At 40.3% G+C, this 23303-nt stretch carries 19 protein-coding genes; 10 read left to right on the top strand and 9 right to left on the bottom strand.

The genetic code is table 11. The features are described 5' to 3' along the window. Positions 1-57: 57 nt before the first annotated feature. A complete protein-coding gene (locus tag NSQ68_RS09800; RefSeq protein WP_342429100.1) occupies positions 58-1179 on the top strand; it encodes a collagen-like protein in 1122 nt (373 codons plus the stop codon). A 246-nt stretch (positions 1180-1425) separates the two neighbouring features. On the opposite strand, the gene NSQ68_RS09795 is transcribed toward NSQ68_RS09800, so the two are convergent. The 5 genes from NSQ68_RS09795 to NSQ68_RS09775 form a co-directional block, all read right to left on the bottom strand. Continuing rightward, the gene (locus NSQ68_RS09795) at positions 1426-2256 is read right to left on the bottom strand and encodes a DegV family protein (RefSeq protein ID WP_342428725.1); all 831 of its coding nucleotides are present in this window, start codon (positions 2254-2256) and stop codon (positions 1426-1428) included. 21 nt (positions 2257-2277) lie between these two features. Next, a complete protein-coding gene (locus NSQ68_RS09790) occupies positions 2278-2715 on the bottom strand; it encodes a MarR family transcriptional regulator (RefSeq protein ID WP_342428724.1) in 438 nt (145 codons plus the stop codon). A 474-nt stretch (positions 2716-3189) separates the two neighbouring features. Then, positions 3190-3771, bottom strand: a complete 582-nt coding sequence (locus NSQ68_RS09785) for an NAD(P)H-dependent oxidoreductase (RefSeq protein WP_342428723.1) — start codon at positions 3769-3771, stop codon at positions 3190-3192. Between the two features lie 72 nt (positions 3772-3843). Next, on the bottom strand, positions 3844-4266 hold the full coding sequence (locus tag NSQ68_RS09780) for a MarR family transcriptional regulator (RefSeq protein WP_061831337.1): 423 nt from the start codon (positions 4264-4266) through the stop codon (positions 3844-3846). Between the two features lie 346 nt (positions 4267-4612). Then, positions 4613-5734: an NADH:flavin oxidoreductase gene (locus NSQ68_RS09775; RefSeq protein ID WP_342428722.1), complete on the bottom strand. Its 1122-nt coding sequence runs from the start codon at positions 5732-5734 to the stop codon at positions 4613-4615. A gap of 247 nt (positions 5735-5981) precedes the next feature. On the opposite strand from NSQ68_RS09775, the gene NSQ68_RS09770 reads away from it, so the two are divergent. Then, entirely contained in the window at positions 5982-6578 is a 597-nt protein-coding gene (locus tag NSQ68_RS09770; RefSeq protein ID WP_342428721.1) for a TetR family transcriptional regulator, read from the top strand. 95 nt (positions 6579-6673) lie between these two features. Here NSQ68_RS09770 and NSQ68_RS09765 read toward each other — a convergent pair whose 3' ends face one another. After that, positions 6674-7825 (bottom strand): iron-containing alcohol dehydrogenase, encoded by a 1152-nt coding sequence (locus NSQ68_RS09765; RefSeq protein ID WP_103047920.1) that lies wholly within the window; start codon positions 7823-7825, stop codon positions 6674-6676. A 253-nt stretch (positions 7826-8078) separates the two neighbouring features. Here NSQ68_RS09765 and NSQ68_RS09760 point away from each other — a divergent pair, with 253 nt between their 5' ends. Then, the gene (locus tag NSQ68_RS09760) at positions 8079-9113 is read left to right on the top strand and encodes a stalk domain-containing protein (RefSeq protein ID WP_342428720.1); all 1035 of its coding nucleotides are present in this window, start codon (positions 8079-8081) and stop codon (positions 9111-9113) included. Between the two features lie 236 nt (positions 9114-9349). Beyond that, positions 9350-9880, top strand: coding sequence for a GNAT family protein (locus NSQ68_RS09755; RefSeq protein ID WP_342428719.1), 531 nt, complete (start codon positions 9350-9352; stop codon positions 9878-9880). A gap of 206 nt (positions 9881-10086) precedes the next feature. Here NSQ68_RS09755 and NSQ68_RS09750 read toward each other — a convergent pair whose 3' ends face one another. The 3 genes from NSQ68_RS09750 to NSQ68_RS09740 form a co-directional block, all read right to left on the bottom strand. Continuing rightward, positions 10087-12036 (bottom strand): ATP-dependent helicase, encoded by a 1950-nt coding sequence (locus NSQ68_RS09750; RefSeq protein ID WP_342428718.1) that lies wholly within the window; start codon positions 12034-12036, stop codon positions 10087-10089. Then, positions 12021-14081 carry an AAA family ATPase gene (locus NSQ68_RS09745; RefSeq protein WP_342428717.1) on the bottom strand — a complete coding sequence of 687 codons (2061 nt, stop codon included), beginning with the start codon at positions 14079-14081 and terminating at the stop codon, positions 12021-12023. Before NSQ68_RS09745 ends, NSQ68_RS09750 begins: the two co-directional genes overlap by 16 nt. A gap of 708 nt (positions 14082-14789) precedes the next feature. Further along, positions 14790-16187 carry a DNA-binding protein gene (locus tag NSQ68_RS09740; RefSeq protein WP_342428716.1) on the bottom strand — a complete coding sequence of 466 codons (1398 nt, stop codon included), beginning with the start codon at positions 16185-16187 and terminating at the stop codon, positions 14790-14792. Between the two features lie 239 nt (positions 16188-16426). Here NSQ68_RS09740 and NSQ68_RS09735 point away from each other — a divergent pair, with 239 nt between their 5' ends. The 6 genes from NSQ68_RS09735 to NSQ68_RS09710 all read left to right on the top strand — a co-directional run bounded on the left by NSQ68_RS09735 (position 16427) and on the right by NSQ68_RS09710 (position 23258). Further along, the gene (locus NSQ68_RS09735; protein WP_342428715.1) at positions 16427-16633 is read left to right on the top strand and encodes a hypothetical protein; all 207 of its coding nucleotides are present in this window, start codon (positions 16427-16429) and stop codon (positions 16631-16633) included. A 28-nt stretch (positions 16634-16661) separates the two neighbouring features. Beyond that, complete coding sequence (locus tag NSQ68_RS09730; protein WP_342428714.1) at positions 16662-16865, top strand: hypothetical protein; 204 nt, start codon at positions 16662-16664, stop codon at positions 16863-16865. Positions 16866-16989: 124 nt separating this feature from the next. Next, positions 16990-17667 (top strand): tetratricopeptide repeat protein, encoded by a 678-nt coding sequence (locus NSQ68_RS09725; RefSeq protein WP_307349721.1) that lies wholly within the window; start codon positions 16990-16992, stop codon positions 17665-17667. 232 nt (positions 17668-17899) lie between these two features. Continuing rightward, positions 17900-19303: an efflux RND transporter periplasmic adaptor subunit gene (locus tag NSQ68_RS09720; protein WP_342428713.1), complete on the top strand. Its 1404-nt coding sequence runs from the start codon at positions 17900-17902 to the stop codon at positions 19301-19303. Beyond that, complete coding sequence (locus tag NSQ68_RS09715) at positions 19300-22380, top strand: efflux RND transporter permease subunit (protein ID WP_307349717.1); 3081 nt, start codon at positions 19300-19302, stop codon at positions 22378-22380. The genes NSQ68_RS09720 and NSQ68_RS09715 overlap by 4 nt, the downstream gene beginning before the upstream one ends. Then, positions 22377-23258 carry a helix-turn-helix domain-containing protein gene (locus NSQ68_RS09710; RefSeq protein ID WP_342428712.1) on the top strand — a complete coding sequence of 294 codons (882 nt, stop codon included), beginning with the start codon at positions 22377-22379 and terminating at the stop codon, positions 23256-23258. The genes NSQ68_RS09715 and NSQ68_RS09710 overlap by 4 nt, the downstream gene beginning before the upstream one ends. Positions 23259-23303: the final 45 nt, after the last annotated feature.

The following is a 23303-nucleotide window of genomic DNA, read 5'->3' as shown; positions in this document are numbered from 1 at the left end:
ACAGATATCCATGCCTCCTCTAGATGAATGGAGTAGTATACAACAAACCATATGGAGGTGTTTGTATTGGGTCATCCTGAATTAAAACGAAAAAAAGGCCGTAAAAAAAATGTTTTTGTCCGTGCCTGGTTTGATAAGTTAGAAAAAAAGTTTGATGAGAAGCCCCCAAAGAGAAAAGGCCGCTCGAAAAGAAAGTGCCACTCGAAAAGAAAGTGCTTTTGTAAGGAAATCGTCGTCAAAAAGCAAATCGTCCGTGTAAATATCCCTCAAGATGTTTTTGGTGCAACGGGTGCTCCTGGAGCTATAGGTGCAGCAGGTAACGTAGGTGCAGCAGGTAACGTAGGTGCAGCGGGTGCCGTAGGTACAGCTGGGGCTGTCGGGGCTGCCGGAAATGTTGGCGCAGCGGGGGCTGTGGGTACTGCGGGCACCGTTGGGGCTGCCGGAAATGTGGGTGCAGCGGGGGCTGTAGGCACTGCGGGTGTGGTAGGACCGGTAGGACCAGTAGGACCAGTAGGACCAGTAGGACCAGTAGGTCCTGCGGGCGTTGCTGGATCAGTAGGACCAGTAGGTCCTGCGGGCGTTGCTGGACCAGTCGGCCCTGTAGGTCCTGCGGGCGTTGCTGGACCAGTCGGCCCTGTAGGTCCTGCAGGCGCGGCAGGTGCTATCGGTCCAGCAGGTCCTGCGGGTGCGGTAGGTGCCACTGGTGCTACGGGTACCGCTGGAGCGACGGGGGCCACCGGCGCTACTGGAGCTACTGGAGCCGCAGGTGGAATAGCACAGTTTGGTTATATTTACAACTTAGGTGCTCAAGTCGTTCCGATAGAAGCGGATGTCATTTTCGATACGAACGGTATACTTACACCTGGTATTACACATGCTCCCGGCACTACACAGATTGCAGTAACTGACGCGGGGATCTATGAAGTTAATTTTTCAGTATCGGGTGTAGAGCCAAGTCAATTCGCAATATTTGTTAATGGAACCCTTGCTGCGGGAACCATATACGGCTCAGGAGCTGGCACACAGCAAAATACAGGGCAAGCCATCATCGCTCTGGCATCCGGTGATGTTCTTACCCTGAGAAATCATAGTTCTGCCGCTGCGGTTACCCTCCAAACTTTAGCTGGAGGTACCCAAGCCAACGTAAACGCTTCTGTGGTTATCAAAAGATTAAGTTAGATCTGGAAACATCCCGTTTATCTTACTACTAACGGCTCATTTGTTCAGATCAAACATCAGCTTGTTCCCGCTTGGGCCAATGACAGAAAATCTATTCACTTCTTCATGGATTGCAACCATGGAATTTCCTTAAAACCCCTGTCGCTTGAGCGGGAGGAGAGGGGTTACCTTCTCCATTCCATACATTACTACCAATCTCGATTCTTGTTCCAATGGGCAGTCATCATTACAGTCCACTTCTATAGCTTAAAACGCCATAATAATACCTTTGTCATTGGCATACATTGAACTAATCCCTCTGGTGGACACAATATGAATATCTTTAAATTGATAGCGTTTCTTCAGCGCATTCATTAATTTTTCCGCCAGCCCAGGATTATTGCAGTGAGTAATGACGATGCTCTCTCCTTCGGTAGCCCGGCCACTTTTCTCAATAGTATCTGCCAACTTTTCGATAATTTGATTTTGACCGCGTGCTTGAGTAAAAAATGCGATATTCCCGTCACCATCCGAGCCTAAAATAGGCCTGATATGCAAGAGTGAAAGTATCTTTCCAGTGATTTTATTCATCCGCCCGTTCTTAACCAGATTATCCAGATTTTCTAAAACAAAGTAGGTTTTCATCTTGCTGATAAAGCTCTCCAAGGAAGAAATAATTTCGCTTTTATGATATCCCTCGTCAATCAACTTGCGCAGTTTTAGAGCTAACAAGAGCTGTCCAGCCGAAGCGCTTTTTGAATCAAATACATGAACATCCGCCCCCTCTTCTTCCGCCATATCTTTTCCTACCACTGCACTGGAATACGAACTGGACAGGTTGCTGGATAATGTAATGGCAAAAGAAGTATGCGCACCTTGAAAGGCTTCCTTATATAGCATAGGTGACGGTGATGCGGATCCAATTTTGGTTGTACAGGCTTTCATTTCTTCCATAAACTGAGGTAAGTCCAATGTGTCATCATCTACGAAGCATTTGTCTCCCAGCGTCATATTTAACGGGATCGTAGTAATCTGCATCTCTTCTCTAAGTTCTCTCGTTAAATCACAGCAGCTGTCTGCTATTATTTTATATCTCACCCAGTCCACCCTCACATTAAGTTATTTTTCAATAGAACTCGCATTCATAATACTCAAAGAAAGCTCAATTAACCGTGTAAATTCCTTTACATTCTTCTCACCCAAACCTACTACAAGCGCTTCAAAATAAGCTTCAATTCTCTCTTGCTTCTGTCTGATCAAGGATTCACCATCTACTGTGAGCCTTACACACATTCGACGTCTGTCATGCTCAGACATTTCCATAGTCACATAGCCTTTTTTCCTTAATCCCGTAAGCGCTGCCGTAATTCTTGATCTGGATACATGCAGATGATCGCTGAGCAAGGAAGGATTAATTTCATCATCCCGATGCTGAACTAAATATTGAAGCACATGGTTTTCCCCCTGAACAAGCTCCGTCAGGCTACTGAATAATTCCATGTCATAAATCCGGTTAACGGATTCTCTCAATTCGTTCCTTAGTTCATAATCTTTCATAGTGAACCTCCGCAAAACACATAATACATACAGTTAACTATTAATACTATGTACTATAATGAATTGCCCACGATAATAACAATGAAATATTTGTGAATTTTTATACTTTATCCCCCCTTGAATGTCCAGTAACAGGAGGTTATATACCGTGGACTGTGAGACACCCAGAGGAGACAACAAGAAGTGTTTTATTTTATGAGGTTCTGGAAATGTGTTATATCATCATGAATATTTTTATGCTCGGTTGGTTTCTATTGGCTCCAAAGAAATCACCGCGAGGATTATGGGTGGGTGTCGACTATCGCGAACTTTGAATTTCAAGGAAAAGAAGGATTTGAGCAGCTCCAAATGAGATTGTTGTTTGGACTTTATTGGAGAAGTATTAACATTTACAAGAAAAGGCCAACCACTAAATACGGGTTGACCTCATCACTTAAAGAATGTCTTGCGTTTCTAAAAGAATATGAACTAACTTTACAGCACCGTTTTAACCGTGTCTTGGACTTGCTTCAGCAGTCCTTTATAGCCATCTTCATCAAGGTAGCCGATACTTCCAAGCAGCAAGTGACCGACGGATTCAATTCCAACGAAATCAAAAATTCCCGTATCTGATGTGATCTTCAATCCTGCGGTCATACCGATTTCATCGTAGATCGCGTTAGGAGTACCATGTGTATTCACGATAAAACCTTTTTTACCTGTAAGCAGCTTATTAATCCCTTCTACACCAGCCGTATATGCAAAGCCGTATGAAAATACACGGTCAACGTAACCTTTCAGGATAGCCGGAAGACCTGTCCACCAGATGGGAGAAATAAAAGTAATCGTATCCGATTGTGAGATGTATTCCTGCTCGACTTTGATATCAGCCGGGGTTTGCCCTGCTCTCATAGCGGCAGTATCCTCAGGTTTTAATACAGGTTGAAAATCAAGGGCATATAGATCGCGTACAACGACTTCATCACCTTTTTCTTTCAGAGTATTTACAACCGTTTCGAGTATCGCGTGATTGAAGCTTTCTGCGTTAGAGTGAGCATAGATAATAAGATGTTTCATTTTATAACCTCCAGATGTTTTATTGTTATTTTGATATTAATATAGATATCTATACATTTACTTAAAAAAATTTTATAATCTGTTTTTTACATGCTCCAGCAGATATTCCAGCTGTTCTTTTTCTTCATCTTTGAGACCACCATAGATGGTTTCTTGTAATCTATTGGAGATCATCTCAAATATAGGCTCTATCTCTCTTCCCTTATCGGTCAGAAATATCAGGGTAACTCGACTATCCTCCCTTTCTTTTTTTCTTTCGACATACCCCAACTTCACTAGCTTGTCGATCAAAACAGTGACTGTGGGTTGCTGCCGAGAAATTTTTTGCGTCAGTTCCTTAATGGAAAGCCCGTCCTTTTGATAAAGGAACATTAGAATTCCACCATGAGTAGGAACAATCCCTTCAATTCCATTCGCTTCAAGCTCAGACACAATCAATTTATTGATCGAGTCTCTAATGGTTCCTATCAGTGCAGCTGCATTATTTTTTAACATACAAGCATTATTACATAGACATCTATATATATCAAGTGTTGGTTTCAGTCTGATCTGGTTTTAGCATATGAATGATTCAAAGAACTAGGATTAAGTTTGATATAATGAAATCTAAAATAGATAGGAGCTTGTTAAATGGAGCAGCTTTTAAAGAAAATTCAATACTTGAGTACCCAATAAAAGACAACTTTAGAGCAAATATGACTTAATCTAAAATGGTTCATGGTGGACTACTATTGCAGACGCATAAAAAAGCCAAAACACCAAAGTTCCTTACCTGACTTTGAGTATTTTGGCTTACAGTGTTTATTTATGAAATGAAGAGGTGTTCAAAGTATGATATGTTTTAGTTGAGCGTTTGAAGTACCTCAGGTGTAAAGGTTTGAAGATCATGAATTCGGCCTTCACGTATTTTCGTAGCCCATGCAGGATCGCTCAGAAGCGCACGCCCAACAGCTACCAGATCAAATTCATTGTTGTCCAGCCGTTCCAGAAGTTCATTAATATCTTGGTGTCCTGCCCCTTTCCCTTCCGTATAACTTACAAAATCCTCATCCAGACCTACAGAGCCAACCGTAATCGTAGTTTTTCCAGTCAGCTTCTTCACCCATCCGGCAAAGCTCAAATCGGAGCCTTCAAATTCAGGTACCCAAAAGCGACGTGTCGAGCAATGGAAGATGTCCACGCCCGCTTGTACTAACACATTCAGGAATTGCCCCAGTTTATCCGGTGTATCGAACGGCTTTGCGTTGTAATCATTCATTTTCCATTGGGATAGGCGCATGGCAATAGGGTAGTCAGGGCCAACCTCAGCACGAATAGCTTCCACAAGCTCAATGGCGAATTGAGCACGTTTTATGATATCGCCACCATAGCGATCCGTACGTTGGTTCGTTCTCTCCCAAAAGAATTGATCAACCAGATAGCCGTGTGCTCCGTGAATTTCAACGCCGTCAAAGCCTAGTCGTTTTGCATTCGCAGCTGCATCGACATAGGCGCCAATGACCTTGGCGATTTCTCCTTCTGTCATCGGCTCGGTCAATTTATTGCCTTCCATATCCAGTCCCGATGGACCAATCGATAGCGCTTCGGGATTCGGCTGAGATCCCAAAGGACGGGCCATCCCCATATGCCAAAGCTGAGGGAAAATTTTGCTACCAGCTTCATGAACCTGTCTGACCACTTCAGCCCAACCGTTTAAAGCCGCTTCTCCATAAAAATTAGGTATCCTCGGCTCACTTGTTCCAGCCGGATGGTCAATTACTGCACCTTCAGTAATAATAAGACCTACACCATTCTCTGCGCGACGGCGATAATAAGCGGCTACATCCGGTCCTGGCACACCATTTGGTGAAAAAGCGCGGCCCATTGCTGGCATTACAATACGAGTCTGTAGGGTCAGATTATGAATGGTATAAGGTTGAAATAAAGCCTCTGTTGAATGGACATTTTGCGGTTGATTACTCAAGAATTGTACCTCCCCATTTTCTTTTATCGCCTTTTAGCGATTATATAAAAGGCTCGTGCACCATCAAACGGGGTGCAAGTGAAATGTTAGCAATGTTTAATTTATCATTCAACCGACAAAATGTTCATTCTGTTGCTTAACCAAAAGGGTTATGAAATTGTTGTATATCTAAATTCACTTGTTGACAAAACAACACATGTTTATAATGGGGGAATCATTTGATTTACCTGAAAGGAGTGTCTTGAGGATGCCTGGTGTAACTTTACCCAACCCAAACGATCCACGCGTCATTCGAACACGTAGATTAATTCTCGACGCATTCATTGACCAATTAAATAAGAAAGACTTCTACACGATTACGATCAATGACATTACCCAAAAAGCCACCATTAACCGTGCCACGTTCTATGCCCATTTTCAAGATAAATATGCACTGCTTGAAACCCTTTTGTCAGATGCATTTTTGGAGTGTGTTATCAAGAAGATTGATGCTGAGGCGGGTTTGTCGGAGAGGACCATTCAGAAACTTATTCTTTCGTTATGCGACTATCATGACACTAGTAATCAATGCATCCATAAATATAATTCAGTCGCACCGATTCTGGAAGAACATATTAAGAATCAATTAGAGCATTTCATACTTCAACTCATAACAAGAGGAACCAGTAATACAGACCCAAGAACGTTAGAACTTGCCGCGACCATTTTAAGCTGGTCCATTTATGGTGTAACCTTTCGCTGGAATGTGGAAGGAAAAAAAGAGTCTCCTACGGATTTAGCCGAGAGAGCTGGGCCTTTAATATTCAATGGGGTTGTCTTATCTCTAGTCTCACAAATCTCTTAGCAGAAAATGCGAATAAAAAGGGCCGTCCCCAGTATTTTTCGATCAGTTCCTGGGACAGCCCTTATAGTATTTAGTAAAATAATTGCCTCTTTTATTTAAAGAATTTTCTTAAACATCTCGATAACTTGTTCTTTGCTAGGTATGAACGGATTGCCTGGAGCGCAAGCATCCTTCATTGAGTTCTCGGCAAGCAGATCTAAATCCACTTCATTTACACCCAGTTCAGAAAGTTTGGAAGGAATCCCTACTTCCTTCGACAGGTCTTTGATTCTTTGGATTACATAGTCTGCGCATTCCTTATCCGTTTTCCCCTTATCTTCAAAACCTATGACCTTAGCGATGGCACGAAACTTCTCTGGTACATGCTTGGCGTTCTCCTCCTCCACAATCGGCAGCAGCATGGCATTGCAAACACCATGAGGCAAATCGTATACGCCGCCAAGCTGATGCGCCATCGCATGAACGTAACCCAATCCGGCATTATTAAATGCAAGTCCTCCCAAGAAAATAGCGTATACCATTTGCTCACGTGCTTCTATATCATGGCCGTTGCTCACCGTGCGGGCCAAATGGTTAAAAATAATCTCTACTGCTGCCAACGCAGTCGCATCCGTTACAGGATAGGAGCCTGGCGTAACCAAAGCTTCAATAGCGTGGGTCAAAGCATCTAGTCCTGTAGCTGCCGTTAATGCGGCGGGTTTATCTACCATCAGTTCAGGGTCGTTGACCGAAATCGTAGCTACACTATTCTTATCAACCATAACCATCTTGACCTTGCGTTCTTCGTCCGTAATGACATAATTAATCGTGATTTCAGCAGATGTTCCTGCTGTGGTATTAATAGCCACAATAGGTAGCGATTTATGCGTGGATTTATGAACGCCCTCATACTCGGTTATATGTCCCCCGTTGGTAGCAATAATGCCGATTCCCTTAGCCGTATCCTGTGGTGACCCTCCGCCAATCGAAATTAAAAAGTCACATCCGTTTTCTTGCAGAAACTGAACACCATCATGTACATTTTTACAGGTCGGATTTGGTTTTACTTCATCGTATACCGCATAGTCCACTCCAATATCATCCAGCAAAGACGTAACCTTGCCTGCAATACCACTCTTCATCAAAAATTTATCCGTTACGACGAGAGCTTTGTTTAAATTCAGTTCTTTTATATACGGCCCAACTTCATGCAAACAGCCTGTTCCCATAAGATTAATAGATGGTACAAAAAATACATGTGCGCTCATAAAAAATCGGCCTCCTAAAGGATTCACTTCTTATTGCCTCGCTAAATATAGGGCTATCTCTTAAAAGTGAAATGTTTCACATTTATAATTTTATCTTTATTTTATTTTGATGTCAATAATAAAACAAAGATATTAATTGGTTTTGTTTTTGTTTGTTTATGTTTTTCGAATCAGTCCAATATTTGGTACACAACTAATCGGAGGAAGCCTCGTACAACTTAGATGAACATATTCACAACGAGGTGATGACAGCATGACAATCAACAAGAAAGCATTGCTAGCTCTGCTAGCGGTATCACTGCTCCAAGCAAACCCGTCGTATGCAAAGTCGGTACAGACGACTCCAGTGACAACTGTTTATGTAGATGACCGCCCGCTTCAGCTTACTGCCCAGCCGCTGCTGCTAGAAGGAACAGCGCTCGTCCCCATGCGCCAGTTGTTTGAGGCACAAGGAGCCGAGCTTTCCTGGAACGCATCCAGCAAAACCGTAACAGCAACCAAAAATGACATGGTGCTGACCTATCGCATTGGAGAAGTCGCTGCGACCCTTAACAGCAAAACGCTGTCTCTGAATGTTCCCGGGCAAATTGTTGAGGGCAACACGATGATTCCACTGCGTTTTGTAAGCGAAGCACTTGGGAGCACAGTGAAGTGGGATGCCCTGACCCGAGCGATTCGGATTGTCTCCAGGAACGATTTTTTCACAACGGTTCTTTCGGGAGTCAACCTGCGCAGCAAACCGGATTCGTCGGGAGCTTCCCCTTCCCTGCGGCTTATTCCAGCCGACGAAAAGATTCATGTCATCCGCGAGGTCAACGCCCTCTGGCTGGAAGTGCATACTAAAGACAACCTGACCGGATACATATCGGCTAAACCAAAATACAGCGATTATACCAGCTCATCCCTGGTGGAACGGCAGGGAGTTGAACTAATCGCCTACGGAGAGAAATTCCTTGGAACTCCTTATGAATTCGGCGCAGCAAGCGGTCAGACATCGACCTTTGATTGTTCTTCTTTTGTGGGGGAAGTGTTCCGACATACGCTCTCCATCGACCTCCCCCGTGTCTCTTACGATCAGGCTAAAGAAGGCCGGAAGGTCGGGCTGAACGAGCTGCGCAAAGGCGATCTGCTGTTCTTCAGCGCACGCGGCCTGGAGATCGGCCATGTGGCGATCTATGCAGGGAATAACAAATTGCTGCATACCTTCTCCAAAGAACGCGGCGTTCATTTTGACACGCTTGATAGTAAATGGCAGAAACGTTTCGTCACAGCTCGCAGGCTGTTTTAAGACAAACCGGATGGCTAATAATAGCAGGCTATTCCAGTACCACATTCAATATTTTCTGTTTGCCTTTTGCCGGACGCCTCCCTTGCGGTTTGCGTTCAGGCGGGAAAAGGTCTGGGTTCATTGTTAAATGGAGGTCTAACGTTTAAAGGCTACGAACGCATAAAAGATTGGATTGAGATGTTAATCGTTTTAAAATACTAAGTAGAGTCTGTTGATTATAGACAGGAGGAATCGTTATGCAATTTGAGACAAACCGGCTCATCATTCGTGATATTGGCAGATCCGATTGGGAAAGTATACATACGTACACGTCATTACCTGAAGTTACTAAATATACAGCCTGGGGACCAAATACAGAAGAAGATACAAAGGCATATATAGAACAAGTTCTAGCTTCACAGCAGGAACAGCCACGACAAGACTATGAACTAGCCGTTTGTCTGAAAAATAATGGAACCCTGATCGGCGGTGTTGGTATTCATGTCAAAGATACTAATGCAGAATTGGGTTATGTTTTGAATCCAGATTATCAAGGGAAGGGTTATGCAGCAGAGGCAGCACGAGCGTTACTAGACTTTGGATTTAGCACACTTGCTGTCCACCGTATTTATGCAACATGTCGTCCAGAAAACAAGGCTTCTGAGAAGGTTATGCAACAGATCGGAATGCAACGTGAAGGTTTGATGCGTGAACACTGGTACTACAAAGGCGAATTTCATGATTCATATCTGTACTCTATTCTTGCTGAAGAGTATAACAGGACATAAAAGGTATTTTTTATATCTAAATATATTTTTGTATTTTTCAACAGACAATTACTCCTTGGGAAGCATGTTGCTGCGATAAAATGATAGTAAGAAAGCAGAAAACCCTTGCCGAAAGTGGCAAGGGTAAAAGTAAAATTCACTAGGCTAGTTTTGAACTTATTTAAACTCCTGGAGTATAGTTTACATTAAGTAATACAATCTTTCCTTTAACAATACTCAAAATCAAAAAATTTATCTTTTCCAATCTTTTTACAATACTCCCCGAGCGCATGATCAATATCACTTGCAATTTGTTCATCACCTTTTAAATGAATATATAGTTTGTTTTTGGCCCTACTTGCAGCTACATATACAATTCTAGTAAATTCTTCGTATAACTTTTCATCTTTATCAACTGAATCCTTAAAAATCATGGGATTACATATAATATTTAAAGGAGTAAAATTTTTAGAATCCAACTTAGCCGCAGTTTCAATGTTTATCAGCACGTTATCAAACTCTGCTCCCTTAGCTTTGTGTATTGTCATAAATCTACTATTTGGTGAAAAAATTTCGTTAGTAATCTTTTTGGAAGTTGAATATTGTATTTTATCAATAAACTTATATATTTTCTCAGAGTAATCGTCATCGCCTTCAATAGGGTATCTAAAATAACTTTTTGCTGGAATCTCCAATTCATTTATTAAGTTGTTAATCTTAATTATCAAATCTTTTAACAATATCGTTTCGTCAATATAACTATTAATGCTCTCCCAAAACATAAAGACCTTTTTCAAAAGCTTATTATTCTTTTCATTAAAACTACGGAACGATGATTCTATTTGGAAATATTTTTCGAAAACTGTGAATGCACTTGGAATACACTTTCTGCTAAACGCATCTTCAAGTTCATTGATTGCAATCATGGATTCTATCCATGCTTCTCTTTTAGCCTGTAGTTCATTTTCTAAGTTGCTTCGGATTTGAAATGAGTAAGCGTTTATTATGTCATTTATTAATTTCCTTTGATCTTCAGTAACATTACTAACATATTTTAATACCTCGGACCATTTCCTGCATAGAATCACTGTATCCTTTTCAAGAATCGTATCTATAGGTTTAGAAAAATATGTCATGTTCTTTTGCATCAAAAAAATAACTTTATGCTTGTTTTCAAAATTCATTTCACAAGTTTGATCATTAAGTGCTTTATCTTCTTGTCTTAAATAATTTATTAAATCAATTATGTTCTGTGTGCTTCTTCTGTTTCCTTTAATTACATAATTTTGAATTGGTAAAGTTGAATTTAAAGTGAAATTATGAAACTCCTTGTAGTCAGCTCCTTGAAAAGAGTAAATTGATTGTGCTACATCCCCTATTACAGCTATAATACATTCTTTCTTTGAAAGGACTTTTACTATCTTATTTTGAATCGGATTTGTATCTTGGTATTCATCAATTAAAATATATGGAAACTCACTTCTAATAAGATGTGTAGCAAGTGTGTATTTGGTCAGGATTTTATAACCAAAATACAGAACTTCGTCAAAAGATAGCCTTCCTGCTTCCCCCCAAATAAAACTTTTTACAGCCAAAGCCACTTCTGGTGTTATTTGTTTAGCATATTGTAAATCGCTCTTTAAATTTTCATCCGTGTTTCCTGAATTCAAATTATTAATATCAATTTGAACATCTGCCATCTTAGTTCGGGATAACTCATTGTATAAATCAGGTGCTATTAGTGGGTAATTTTTTTCTAAATAATTATAAATCTCTTCTTTTTTATGACCACTTAAAACAGTAAAACCTTCTTGTACTGAAGAAATCTCTTTATTCTTGTCTATCAATAAACCAAATTCTTCTTCAATGATTTTTTTAAGTTGGAGTTGATTAGGCTTTATGACGTATTCATTAATGAATGAATGTATAGTAGAAACGACTACATTAGTATTAAATGTACCTAATCTGTTTTGAATTTGTTCCACTGCAACGTTTGTATATGTTATGCAGAGAATTTTTCGAAAGTTACTTTTAAGTTTAGAACTGTGCTGAATCATCTGCTTTATATTTTCAATTAATAAATGAGTTTTTCCAGCGCCTGGTCCAGCATATATTTTTAAATGTTTATTATTGTTATAAATTCCTAAATCATCAGATGAACTTATTTCTTGAGCCATTCTAATCCCTCCTTAATGTAGTCAGGAACAATTAAATCATTAATAATATATTGAGGTTCCGCTTCTAAATCGTCCAAGTAGTTTTTCGAAAGAATATTTAATGCAAGATCTCCTTTTTTGTTTTCCGCATAACTTAAAAATAGATTTGCAAAGAAAAGCTTCTCAATCTTTAATTTTACTTCTTTATCTTCTTCATTTGTATAATCCTCTATATATAGATCAATGTAATCGCTAATTTTCTTTTTTGTCTTGGGATGTTTTATTGAATCTAAATTCGCCTTCCATTCAATTATGGACATTTCTTCGATACCATTAATGAATGGATGTAATCCTTCTGGAGTAACAAATTTATATAGTGTTTTAACAACCAATAAATCATCAAAATTATCTAAAAAAAGTTCATTTTCAAATGTTGAGCCTAAATTTTTTTGTGTTTTAACTAAAATATTTTCGCTTTCTAAGAATTCCTTTTCCACTAACTCCATAGAATTTAAATGCTCTTGATACATTGTTAAATCATTAAGAATTTCACCATCAAAATACTTATAATCACAATCTCTAAAACATAAGACTTTCACGTTCGTGTCCATAAATAAAGGAAGAAAATGCTTAAAGTTAATTCCTCCCACTTCTACTACTGATATATGGTTAGTCTCAATTTCATAATCAATACCACATTTTCTTGCAAATGCAGACATTAGCATCTTCTCTGCTAAACCTTCAACTAAAATTATCTTATAAGCAAATAACATATCGGATCTTGTAACATCTAGAAATTTTTCTAGATGTGCTTTGCTATTGATATATTCCTTTTTTGAAAATTTATGTTTCAAATTATCCGAAACAACTCTGTGTTCATTAAAGTTACGATAATATTTCAATGAGATCATATCATCAATATTAGCAGCTGCCGTTATGTTAGGTGAATGCGTAGTTACAAAAATTTGATTTTTTATAACTCTTCCATTAATAATATCTGCTTTAGTTTCTTGTTCACCTTCTTGCTGCTTTGATAATTCATCGGCCTGTTTTAAATCGCTTAAATACCTGAATAGTTTATATTGCATGGCAGGATGTAAATGGGCTTCTGGCTCTTCAATTAGTAAAAGATTGTAGTCATTATTTATTTTGAAAGCAATAATATTATAGATCTGAACAAGATTGTTATAACCAAGCCCATTATTTTTCATTGGCATCTCATACCCTAAAGTAGTGTCTTGAAAAATATATTGGAAATAACGTTCAAAAGACGAGTCGTATACAAAACTTGGTGTCAATGAGTTATTCCCATTTTTAATTCCAACTCGACCTTGATCCAATTCAATTAACTGCTTCATTTCATCTGTGATCTCTGCAAAATTTGTTCCCAACATTTGAGTTATATTGGCTCTTAAGTCAATCTGACCCTCATATTTATCCAGACGTTTTTTGACATACCTCTGAGTATGAGGAAGTAATCCCTCTGTATTTCTATCAGCTGGTATATAGTCGATATTAAATATATTTTGCACTTCATTCTTCTTGATCCTTTGATGAGAGGTTGTATTATAGTAGTTCCAAGAAAACCTTGAAATAAGTTTCTCCAGTGAGAGAAGAAAGTCATTTAATTTATCTTTATTTTTCATTTCTTCACGATAGTCATTTAAAAATTTTGAATCAAGCTCATATTTTAGTAATACTATTGCGCTAATTATATATTTCCCATCATCAGTTAACACATTGCCGTCCTCATTATAAACAATAAAATTCTTAAATCTTAGAATACCATCATCAAATCCATCCAAACTAAGTGAGTGTTGAATATGATAATATATTTCAATAGACGGGGGATCTATTTTATATTTTTTTAAATTTACGTAAAGGTCATTTTTATTAAAATCATGGACAGATCCATCATTCTCAGAAATGTTATCAAGTAGATTAATAACCTTTAACAAGTTTGATTTTCCAGAATTATTTGGTCCAATAATGATATTTATGCCATCTTGAAATTCTATTTCCGTATCATCAAAATTTCTGAATCCCTTAATGTGCACCTTTTTCAAGTACATTTAGATCACCTCAATTTAAATTTTAAACTGATTCTATTTTCCTAGTCCATAAGATTCAACTCAAATAATAAATTCGACTTTACTCCTATTTCCCCTTCAATTTATGCAGTATTTTGTCATCTTTTAGATATTCCCCAATTTTGTTTATCAAATTTGTCGAATCTCACGATACATTTTGAATCATGATATTAGGAGTATTATCCCTTCTTTATACCTTTGGTGCTCCAATTTCATAGTTCAATTCTGTCAAAGAGATAGTTACTATTGCCCCGCTTCCAAAAAGAAAGCTACAATGATTAATTTCAGAAAAAAACCCTTGCCGCAAGTGGCAAGGGTTGGATGTAATTATGTAGTTTATGTGGGTTTGTGTACTTGCAGGCATTAAAGTCCAAATCTTGTTGAATATTTACAAATGTTTATAGAATTAAGGTAATTATTCATTAAAAGAGCGTTCAGGTCACTAATCCATTCCATGCTCTAGAGGTTTTAATATACTATCCGGAAGTGCAATTGGGACTGATCCACTCCAAAAAAATTACAGCGTTAAAGAAAGTCATAACTATGATCGTTGAGATTAAAGCTTTCAAGCTTTATATCTGCTTCCAGAATATCCACAATCAATAATTAGCCCCATGATCTAACGATTGGATTACACCGTTAAGAGGTTGGATTAAAACTTGAATATTTCCAAAAAAAGTTACACTAAATAAGCTCATGATTAAGACGGCCGATAGTAAACTTTTCATACTTCCTGACCTCCTCCAGTAAACTCTTATAATCGTTTAATTGAGTATCTGTAGCCTTATCCCTACAGAATTCAAATAAAGCTACAATTTGTGCAAACGCACTACTATTGTTAATAATAACCGATAATTCAAGGCTCTGTAAAGCATTTGCTATGCTTACATTAACCTTATCTTGTTTTAAGAAATAGATTGATGAATAATAATGAAACTGCAAACGCCACCCTAGACTAGCAAGATCATCCTGCTGGTTGAACTCCGAAATTTCTTCAGATAATCTTTCTAATGTATCATCTACGGGAAATCCGTATCTATTAGCCGATTCTAGAATTGTAGCTAAGCCAGGCAAAACCTCAAGTTTATGCTTACTTAAATAATCTGTGTAATCCGATAATACATGATTATGCCCCATAAGGATTTCTATGGTGTATAAATTAGCTACCGCAAACATTTGAAACATCTGTACATCATGTTTTCCCACTTCATCCAGCCCTTCAAACCAACTTAAATCAGCATAACCCTCAATATATTTTTTTGATTCCGCATATAATCCTTGTTTCTCAAATGAAATAGCTTTATGCAGATAACCTTTACCATAATAAACGACCAAGTGTCGTTCTGTATTCAGAAGAGCCGTTTCTCGCTTGCTCGTTTTTCTTTGATGCTGCTCTTGATACACTACTTTGGCTAATGCGATTAACTCATCTGCATATTCCCCGAGTCGTTTCCAGTCACTCAATGTATAATATGTGTTTGCTAATTGTAATAGTCCATCCAGTTGAAAATGCAAAGGTAAACGATTACGAAAAGGTGCAAAACGTGTGGCTGCAAATCTATTTTTCTGCAAATCTTGCCCTAAGGCGGCGCGAAACAGCCGATATTGGCTGATCGCCAAGGTTTCGGAATGCTGATACTTCTCATGCTCTGCCACACACTCATAGAACGGTACGGCTCTCTGCGGATTTCCCCCTGCGTGTACTCGTTCTGCAATTTCAAACACCAGAGGAAGATAACTAAGATTCTCCATCAATTGAGATAACACTTGCTTTATGCAATCGGTTTTCCCAAGCTCCGCACAACGCAGCAAAAATGGCTCCACTCGACGACGATCCGCCTTCCCCGTAATAAAACATTCTTCTACATAATATTCATACAGCCATCCCTCCGGCTTACCTAAGGTCTGGGTCATACGGTCAAAATGCCGCAGCGGTAGAGGATATTTATGGGGATCATGATTGAGTAATAAACTAAGGTAGCTGCCCCTTATTTCTGTTACTTTCGAGAAACCGCCTAGCGTAAAGCCTTGTTCTTGCATACACTTTCGTATTTCTGAACGAATCATAATGGCTTGTTCCAATGAATATCCCGCCTCCAGTAATGATAATAAAAATCTCATTCAGAGCGCCTACTTATTTACGTAATATTCCGATTATAGAATGTTACTAAAAATAATGTCAATTATATCCACAATCGAGTTGCAATTTTCAATGAAAATCTATTTTCAGGAATTATTTTATCTTATGGTACGCTTTGGATAACCAATTAACAACCAATCCAGACTAATTTTTCAACCTATATATAGAAAAGGTGAATCCATTGAACAACAATAAGAAACATCCTGTAACACCCTTTGGATGGGTGATCAAGCAGAAACTTGTAGAAAGGCAGATGGATCAGCAGACGTTTTGTGAGTTGTATCAAATTCCGCCTTCCCGGCTATCCAATCTCATTCATGGTACAAGAAAGGCCAAGCGACACAGGAGACTGGTATCCCAATACCTTGGCATTCAGGAAGAAACATAGCCGTCTATGTACATACAAGGAGGAATCTTTGAACATGCGACATTTCCACAAGCATCAACCTGAACGTTGTGTACTCTGCCATTCCACGGATTCGATCATTATTTCCAAAGGAGCTTACATTTGTGCCCACTGTTATCTCAAAAGCACGTACAAGTCCCCTACCGAGGTAGAGAGCTACCATCGTTCCAAAGTCGCTTTTCTAGTAAAACTGTACATCGAACATCATAAATAAATACATTTCTTCTCGTCTCATCTAACAACCCTAATAATCTCATCGTGCTAATGACCCTTAAAGTAACACTATGCTATAATGTGGAAAGTATGGATGGTTACATGCACAGGAGGATTGGAGAAAAATGATTGGGAAATTTTTAATTTTCTCTTTACTATGGAGTTTGCTCGGCAACCCGTTTCTGGCGCTGCTCGTACTCTTAATCGTAATCTATATATTGGATCGCAGCTTTGTCGGTGTATTGCCCAGCATCAGCAAACCATGGAAAAGAAGACGCAATGCCGCTCGATTGCGCCAACAGATTACGCTAAACACCAACGATGTGGCTGCCAAGTTCGATTTGGCTCGTATCTGGATCGAAAGCAAGAAGTATCCGCAGGCTTTGGAGCTTTTATTGGTAATTGAATCCCGTTATGAAGACTCAGCAGACTATTGGAACGCACGGGGAACGGCTGAAGTACATACAAACCATCTGGAGGATGGAGAACAACATTTACTAAAAGCACTGGATATTAACCCGCGGGTACAGTACGGTGAGCCTTATTTGCATTTAGCCGCTGCTTTCAAGGAACGTGACGTCAATAAGTCGCTTTATTATCTGCAGCAATTTCAGGAGATTCAGTCTTCTTCCAGCGAGGGTTATTATCTGACAGGCTTGATGTACCGTATGCTAGGACGCAAGGATGAAGCCACTGTAGCCTTTAACCAGTCCATTGCCGTCTATCGTTCTCTACCCAAATACCGCAAACGAAGTGAGCGCAAGTGGGCTGCGCGCAGCTTATTCCGTAAATTAATCGGCTAAACAGGTTATATTTATTTTCTTAACGACCTTTCTCTTCTTTTGAGAAAGGTCGTTTTTACGTTTGTCCACTATGTACTCCCACGGACCTGAATAGGCTCTCTTTCGCTTCCTGAATTTAGTTTTTTTTTGTAATCAGTTGTTGACATGCCACAAATCGAGTCATATAATCCGTCTATGAACTAGTGAGTTTATATATAAACTACGAAGTACAAAAATAGGAAGGATGATCATCTTGTTGAAATCCAGTCTTTACATATCTGCCATATTCATTCTTCTGTTTACCTCAGCTTGCTCATCTACAGGATCGAGTAATCATGAAGCAGCAGAACAACAAAAGCAAAAGGTGGAAGCAATCGTTGTCAAAAATGAGCCGCTATCGACTTCTTTTCACCTTTCAGGCACACTTCAGCCCTATGAAGACACCACCGTATCGTTCGAGTTATCTGGTCTGATACGTGACACACTTGTAAACGTAGGAGACTCTGTATCCCAGGGGCAGATCTTGACGAAGCTTGATCCATCCAGCTACCAGCTACAACTGGAGCAGGCTAATACAGCTATTCTTGAAGCACAGGCTGGCATCAAAAATGCAACAGCCGCTATTTCAAGCGCAGATGCCTCCATTCAATCCGCTGATGCGCAAAAAGCAGCAGCTCAAGCTGGAGTCAACAAAGTAAATAAGGGCGCCCGCGAGCAGGAAAGAACACAGATCCGTACCAAAGTGCAAAGAGCGCAGTCCGCTTTGACTAAAGCACAAGCCACCGCTGAACGCACCAAGCTTTTATATAATCAGGGGGCTGCGACCAAAAACGATTATGAAAATGCACAGCTCGCTTTAACCAACGCCTCCAAGGATCTGCAGGACGCGCAAGAAGCCCTCTCCTTAATACAGGAGGGAGCCACATTAGAAGATCGGCAATCGGCAGAATCCAGCTTGCGGCAAGCCCAAGCCGGGAAAGAGTCTGCCATCGCCGCGAGGGAACAGGCAGAAGCCTCCAAAGATAACTCTACTGCGGCATATCAACAGGCGGTCATTGCCAAAAAGCAAGCCGAACTTTCCCTCTCCAAGACAGCTTTAAAAGCCCCCATTTCCGGCGTTATTCTGGAGAAAAAGGCAACGGTGGGACAATTGGCGAACGCTGGACAGCCGGTATATCGTATCGGACAAATCGACAAGCTCAAGGTGCTGCTCCCTGTTCCCGATCATGAAATCACGAACTGGAAGCAAGGTCAGACAGTCCAGCTTCAATTGTACGATGAGAACAGAGAAGGAACGGTCAGCAAAATTTATCCAGCCACCAACACCAATACGGGCAGTATCAACGTGGAAGTGATTGTTCCTAACACCCAGCATGATTGGGCCCCGGGACAAGTCGTAAAGGCAGACCGCCAATTGACCCAAAGTGAGCAAATTTTGCTCCCAGCCAAGGCCGTCATTAATAACGGTACAGATACTTTTGTCTATAAAGTGGTGAACAACAAGGCGGTCAAGACGGTCGTGAATGTCGGTCAGATGTCCAACAATAAGCTTGAAATTACCAAGGGGCTGAATGTCGGGGATCGTATCGTTACCACCGGAGTAAACCTGATCTACGATGGGCTGCCCGTTCAGATCACGGGGGGAACGAGCAAATGATTGCATATTTTATCAAAAAGAAAAAACTGACCCTCTTTATTTTTATCATGGCAATTGTTGCCGGGCTGTATAGTGTCTCCCAGCTTCCCCGCCAGGAAACGCCGGATATTATCAAGAAAACCGCTGTCGTTACGACCCTCTACCCTGGAGCTACACCCCAAAAGGTAGAACAAACGGTCACGAAGCCTCTGGAACAAAAAATGAAAGAAATCAATCATATTAAAAAGATTTCTTCTACATCCGAAAATGGACTTTCGACAATTATCATTGAGACAGAAGGCAACGCCAATGCCGCAGAAGTCTGGGATACATTACGCAAAAAAATGAACGATGTCCAGTCTTCTCTGCCCACAGATGCTCAAAAGCCTGTCGTTAACGATGATTTGAATAAGGTATTTATCCATTCCTACGCCATCACGGGGGACTCTGTGGAGCAATTGTATCAACTAAATGATATGGTGAAATCGTGGAAGGATCAATTAAAAACCATTCACGGTGTATCGGAAGTAACAATCAAGGGATTACCGGATCAAGAGGTTCAGATTCAGATTGATGCTCAAAAGCTCCAGCAGTACCATATCAGTTGGGAACAGCTCATGAGTGCAGTGCAGAAGGAAAATGAGCAATATCCGATAGGCAATCTGGATTACAACGAACGCACATACCGAATGAATGTGACGCAGTCCAAGAATGCTCAAGATTTGAGTAAGGTCATTATTTCCAAAACTGAAAGTGGCGCTCCTGTGTATCTCAGTGATGTGGGCAGCGTTTTACTTACGCAAAATACCAGCAGTTACATGGCCTTTTTTAACGGTAAACCCGCTATTACACTGACGCTTAACGGTAATACCGGTTCGGACGTAGACACGATTTATAGTAAAGTAAATCAAGAAATGCAGTTGTTAAAACCGGATCTGCCTAATACGTTTCAACTGAATACGTTATTTTCACAGACCGAGCGGATTGATCATATTTTTCATGGCTTGACCCGTGAATTGCTGTTTGCTATTGCAGCTGTTGTTATTGTATGTACATTGGGATTGAATGTGGTCACATCTTCCTTTGTCGCACTGGCTATTCCCATTTCGATTGCCATAGGCTTCATTATTCTTCCTATACTCGGCGTAACGCTGAATCAAGTTACCGTCATCGGCCTCATTATTGTAATGGGGATTCTAGTCGATGATGCTGTGGTGATTAATGATAATATTGAACGCAGAATGATGACCTTGGGTGAGAGCCCCAAGATAGCAGCATTAAATGGAACGAAAGAAGTTTCCATTTCCATTTTGACCGCAACCCTGGCAACTGTAGCCTCCTTTGCCCCGCTGTTCTTTTTATCAGGCGATGCAGGCTCCCTTATCAAACCATTACCGTTTGCTGTTATTTTTACGTTATTGGCTTCCATGCTCATGTCCTTTACCGTCATCCCAATCTTTAGAGAATGGTATGGACAACGAAGTCAAAAAACGCCCAACTCCACCATGAAGCCGCCGGGACTGCTGGGAAAACAAATTGATGCTCTTCGTAACGCATATGCCGGCAAGCTTATTCCTAAAGTGATTAAACGACCTGGATTATATGCTGCATTAGGATTATTGATCAGCACCTCACTGTACGGTGTACTTGCTCTGATTCCGATCGACCTCTTCCCCAGAACAGACGATCCGCAATTAAGCATTAATGTGCGTATGCCCATAGGTACTTCTATAGAAGAAACCAAGCGGGTCACCGAGGATATTGCCAAATGGGTGAAGCAGCAGCCTCATGTGGAAACGATCAGTTATGCGGCTGGCGGCGACGCTCCCCAGTTGTTTCAAGATATGACCGCTGACGCCAAAACAGGCACAACCGTGGGTCAGATTGCTATTGTTGGGGAAGAAGGTGTATTTGATCCCGATGAAATGGCAGTCAAATGGTCCTCCATCCTAAAGGATCGTTATCCGGGTCATTCCATTTCCTTGAAAATAGCCAAAGTGGGGGTGCCTCTCGGTAAGCCGATCTCCATTCGGATTTTAGGCAATGATGTAGGTCAGCTGCGTTCGTTGTCACAGCAGTTAAAAGAAGGCATTATGGCTACCAGAGGAACACAGGACATACAAGACAATATGGAAAATGAAGGCTATACGTTGGATTTCCAAATCAATAAACAAGCGATGGATCAATATCGGATTAGCAATAATGATCTGACACGTACACTCTTGTTAATGGGTAATGGCGTGAGCTTTAGCCGATTTGATACGGGGAAAGATTTGATCAATATTAAGCTGAAGCTAAGCCAAACCGATCAAAATCCTGAAAATTTGTTTCAGCAATTGAATGTGACGAATGCCAATGGTGTTCAAATCCCTTTATCTCAATTGGCTGAGTTGAAACCATCCTTTGCAACACAAAAAATTAACCATTATAATTTAAAGCGTTCGATTACTGTTGAAGCTGAAGTTCACGGCCGTACAGCTTCCGAAGTCATGAAGGATGTCAAGCTTAAATTGCAGGACATTAAATTTCCTCCAGGCTACACTTGGGAAATTGGCGGCGAGATTTCAGGACAAGATGACATTTTATCAGAAATAGGATGGTTATATGTTGTCGTCATCCTATTAATCTTCATGCTGATCTTTTTGCAATTTTATTCTTTCTCGACTCCACTCATCATATTGACTACCGTGTATATGGCAGCAGCAGGCGGATTTCTTGGCTTGTTCATTCTAAATACACCGATTACTTTTATGGGCGTGTTGGGCTTAATGACCTTGGCAGGTATTGTCGTACGTAACGGCATTGTGCTGATTGAGTTTATTGAGGATGCAAGACGTGAAGGGATCGAACTGAAGGAGGCGGTTATTGCAGCGACCAAAGCGCGTTTCCGTCCCATATTGCTTACTTCACTGACAGCCATTGTCGGTCTGATTCCGATTGCGCTTATTGGAGAGCTTATGTTTAGACCGCTGGCGTATACCATTATGTTTGGATTGATGTACTCGACCATTCTTACGATGTTTGTGGTTCCGTCCCTGTATATGGTTATTGCCCGCTGGAAATTAAAGAGACAGAGCAAAAAATTGGGGGTACAATGAAAAAAATAACGAGTGAAGATATTATCTATGCCGCCCTTTCCCTGTTTTCTGAAAAAGGGTACGATGCCACCTCGGTGGATGAAATTGCCCGCAAAAGCGGGATGGTCAAGGCTTCCTTTTATAAATACTTTCAAAGTAAAGAAGAGTTGCTGCTGGGGACAATCGTCCTGATTGAAAAACTTCTTGATGCAGATATTAAAGAACTTTATTTGAAGCACCAGCTACCTTCCCGTGAAAAGTTGAGACAACTGTATTTGATTGCGCTGGGCCGGATTTATAAGAATAAAGTTCATTTGCTGGTATACTCCGTCCCTTTAATCGGTTCTAAGGAAGAAAAAATCGCACAAGCCATTGATCGTGTTGAACATTATTTGTCTAACGTGATGGTTGATTTCTTAATTGATGCTTATGGACAATCTATACGTGACTATGCGCACGATATCAATTTTGTCATCAAAAGTATCATTATTAATTCCTTCCGAATGAGCGATTCAGAACTGTCCTCGACGGAGCATCAAACACTGGCTGAATTTATCGTCAGCATTACGGATATACTGGCACAAGGAATGTTGAGCCCTGATGTTCAACATCAAATCATGTGGGGCCGCGATTCCGTATTCTATGAAGATTCTGATCAAATCTGGACCAAAGGAAAACAAATCTCCTATGCACTGCAACGTATAGATACGGTTCTGAAACAAACTAAATTAAATGAAGCTACCCGGAATGAATATGTGCAAATCCTAAGCAGATTACAGCGTGAGCTCTTGGAAGAAAACGTGGAAATAGCTCACGTGAAAGCCCTCCTTCTATTTTTGGGGCAGCTGCCCGAGTTGCTGGAAGACTGTACCAAGCTGAAGGCTGTATTGGAGATTTAGCACACCGAAATGCATAAAAAGAGGTTCATGATGGTCAGTTTCTAC

This window comes from Paenibacillus sp. FSL L8-0158 (assembly GCF_038592965.1).
GTDB classification, from domain to species: Bacteria; Bacillota; Bacilli; order Paenibacillales; family Paenibacillaceae; genus Paenibacillus; species Paenibacillus polymyxa_D.
This window is presented reverse-complemented; position numbering and strand designations above follow the sequence as displayed.

What these genes read in the sequence shown, in the direction of transcription:
- NSQ68_RS09780 (WP_061831337.1), bottom strand. Translation starts at nt 4,266, where the DNA reads ATGTTAAAAAATAATGCAGCTGCACTGATAGGAACCATTAGAGACTCG.
- NSQ68_RS09760 (WP_342428720.1), top strand. Translation starts at nt 8,079, where the DNA reads ATGACAATCAACAAGAAAGCATTGCTAGCTCTGCTAGCGGTATCACTG.
- NSQ68_RS09715 (WP_307349717.1), top strand. Translation starts at nt 19,300, where the DNA reads ATGATTGCATATTTTATCAAAAAGAAAAAACTGACCCTCTTTATTTTT.
- NSQ68_RS09765 (WP_103047920.1), bottom strand. Translation starts at nt 7,825, where the DNA reads ATGAGCGCACATGTATTTTTTGTACCATCTATTAATCTTATGGGAACA.
- NSQ68_RS09725 (WP_307349721.1), top strand. Translation starts at nt 16,990, where the DNA reads ATGATTGGGAAATTTTTAATTTTCTCTTTACTATGGAGTTTGCTCGGC.
- NSQ68_RS09755 (WP_342428719.1), top strand. Translation starts at nt 9,350, where the DNA reads ATGCAATTTGAGACAAACCGGCTCATCATTCGTGATATTGGCAGATCC.
- NSQ68_RS09785 (WP_342428723.1), bottom strand. Translation starts at nt 3,771, where the DNA reads ATGAAACATCTTATTATCTATGCTCACTCTAACGCAGAAAGCTTCAAT.
- NSQ68_RS09770 (WP_342428721.1), top strand. Translation starts at nt 5,982, where the DNA reads ATGCCTGGTGTAACTTTACCCAACCCAAACGATCCACGCGTCATTCGA.
- NSQ68_RS09750 (WP_342428718.1), bottom strand. Translation starts at nt 12,036, where the DNA reads ATGGCTCAAGAAATAAGTTCATCTGATGATTTAGGAATTTATAACAAT.
- NSQ68_RS09710 (WP_342428712.1), top strand. Translation starts at nt 22,377, where the DNA reads ATGAAAAAAATAACGAGTGAAGATATTATCTATGCCGCCCTTTCCCTG.
- NSQ68_RS09790 (WP_342428724.1), bottom strand. Translation starts at nt 2,715, where the DNA reads ATGAAAGATTATGAACTAAGGAACGAATTGAGAGAATCCGTTAACCGG.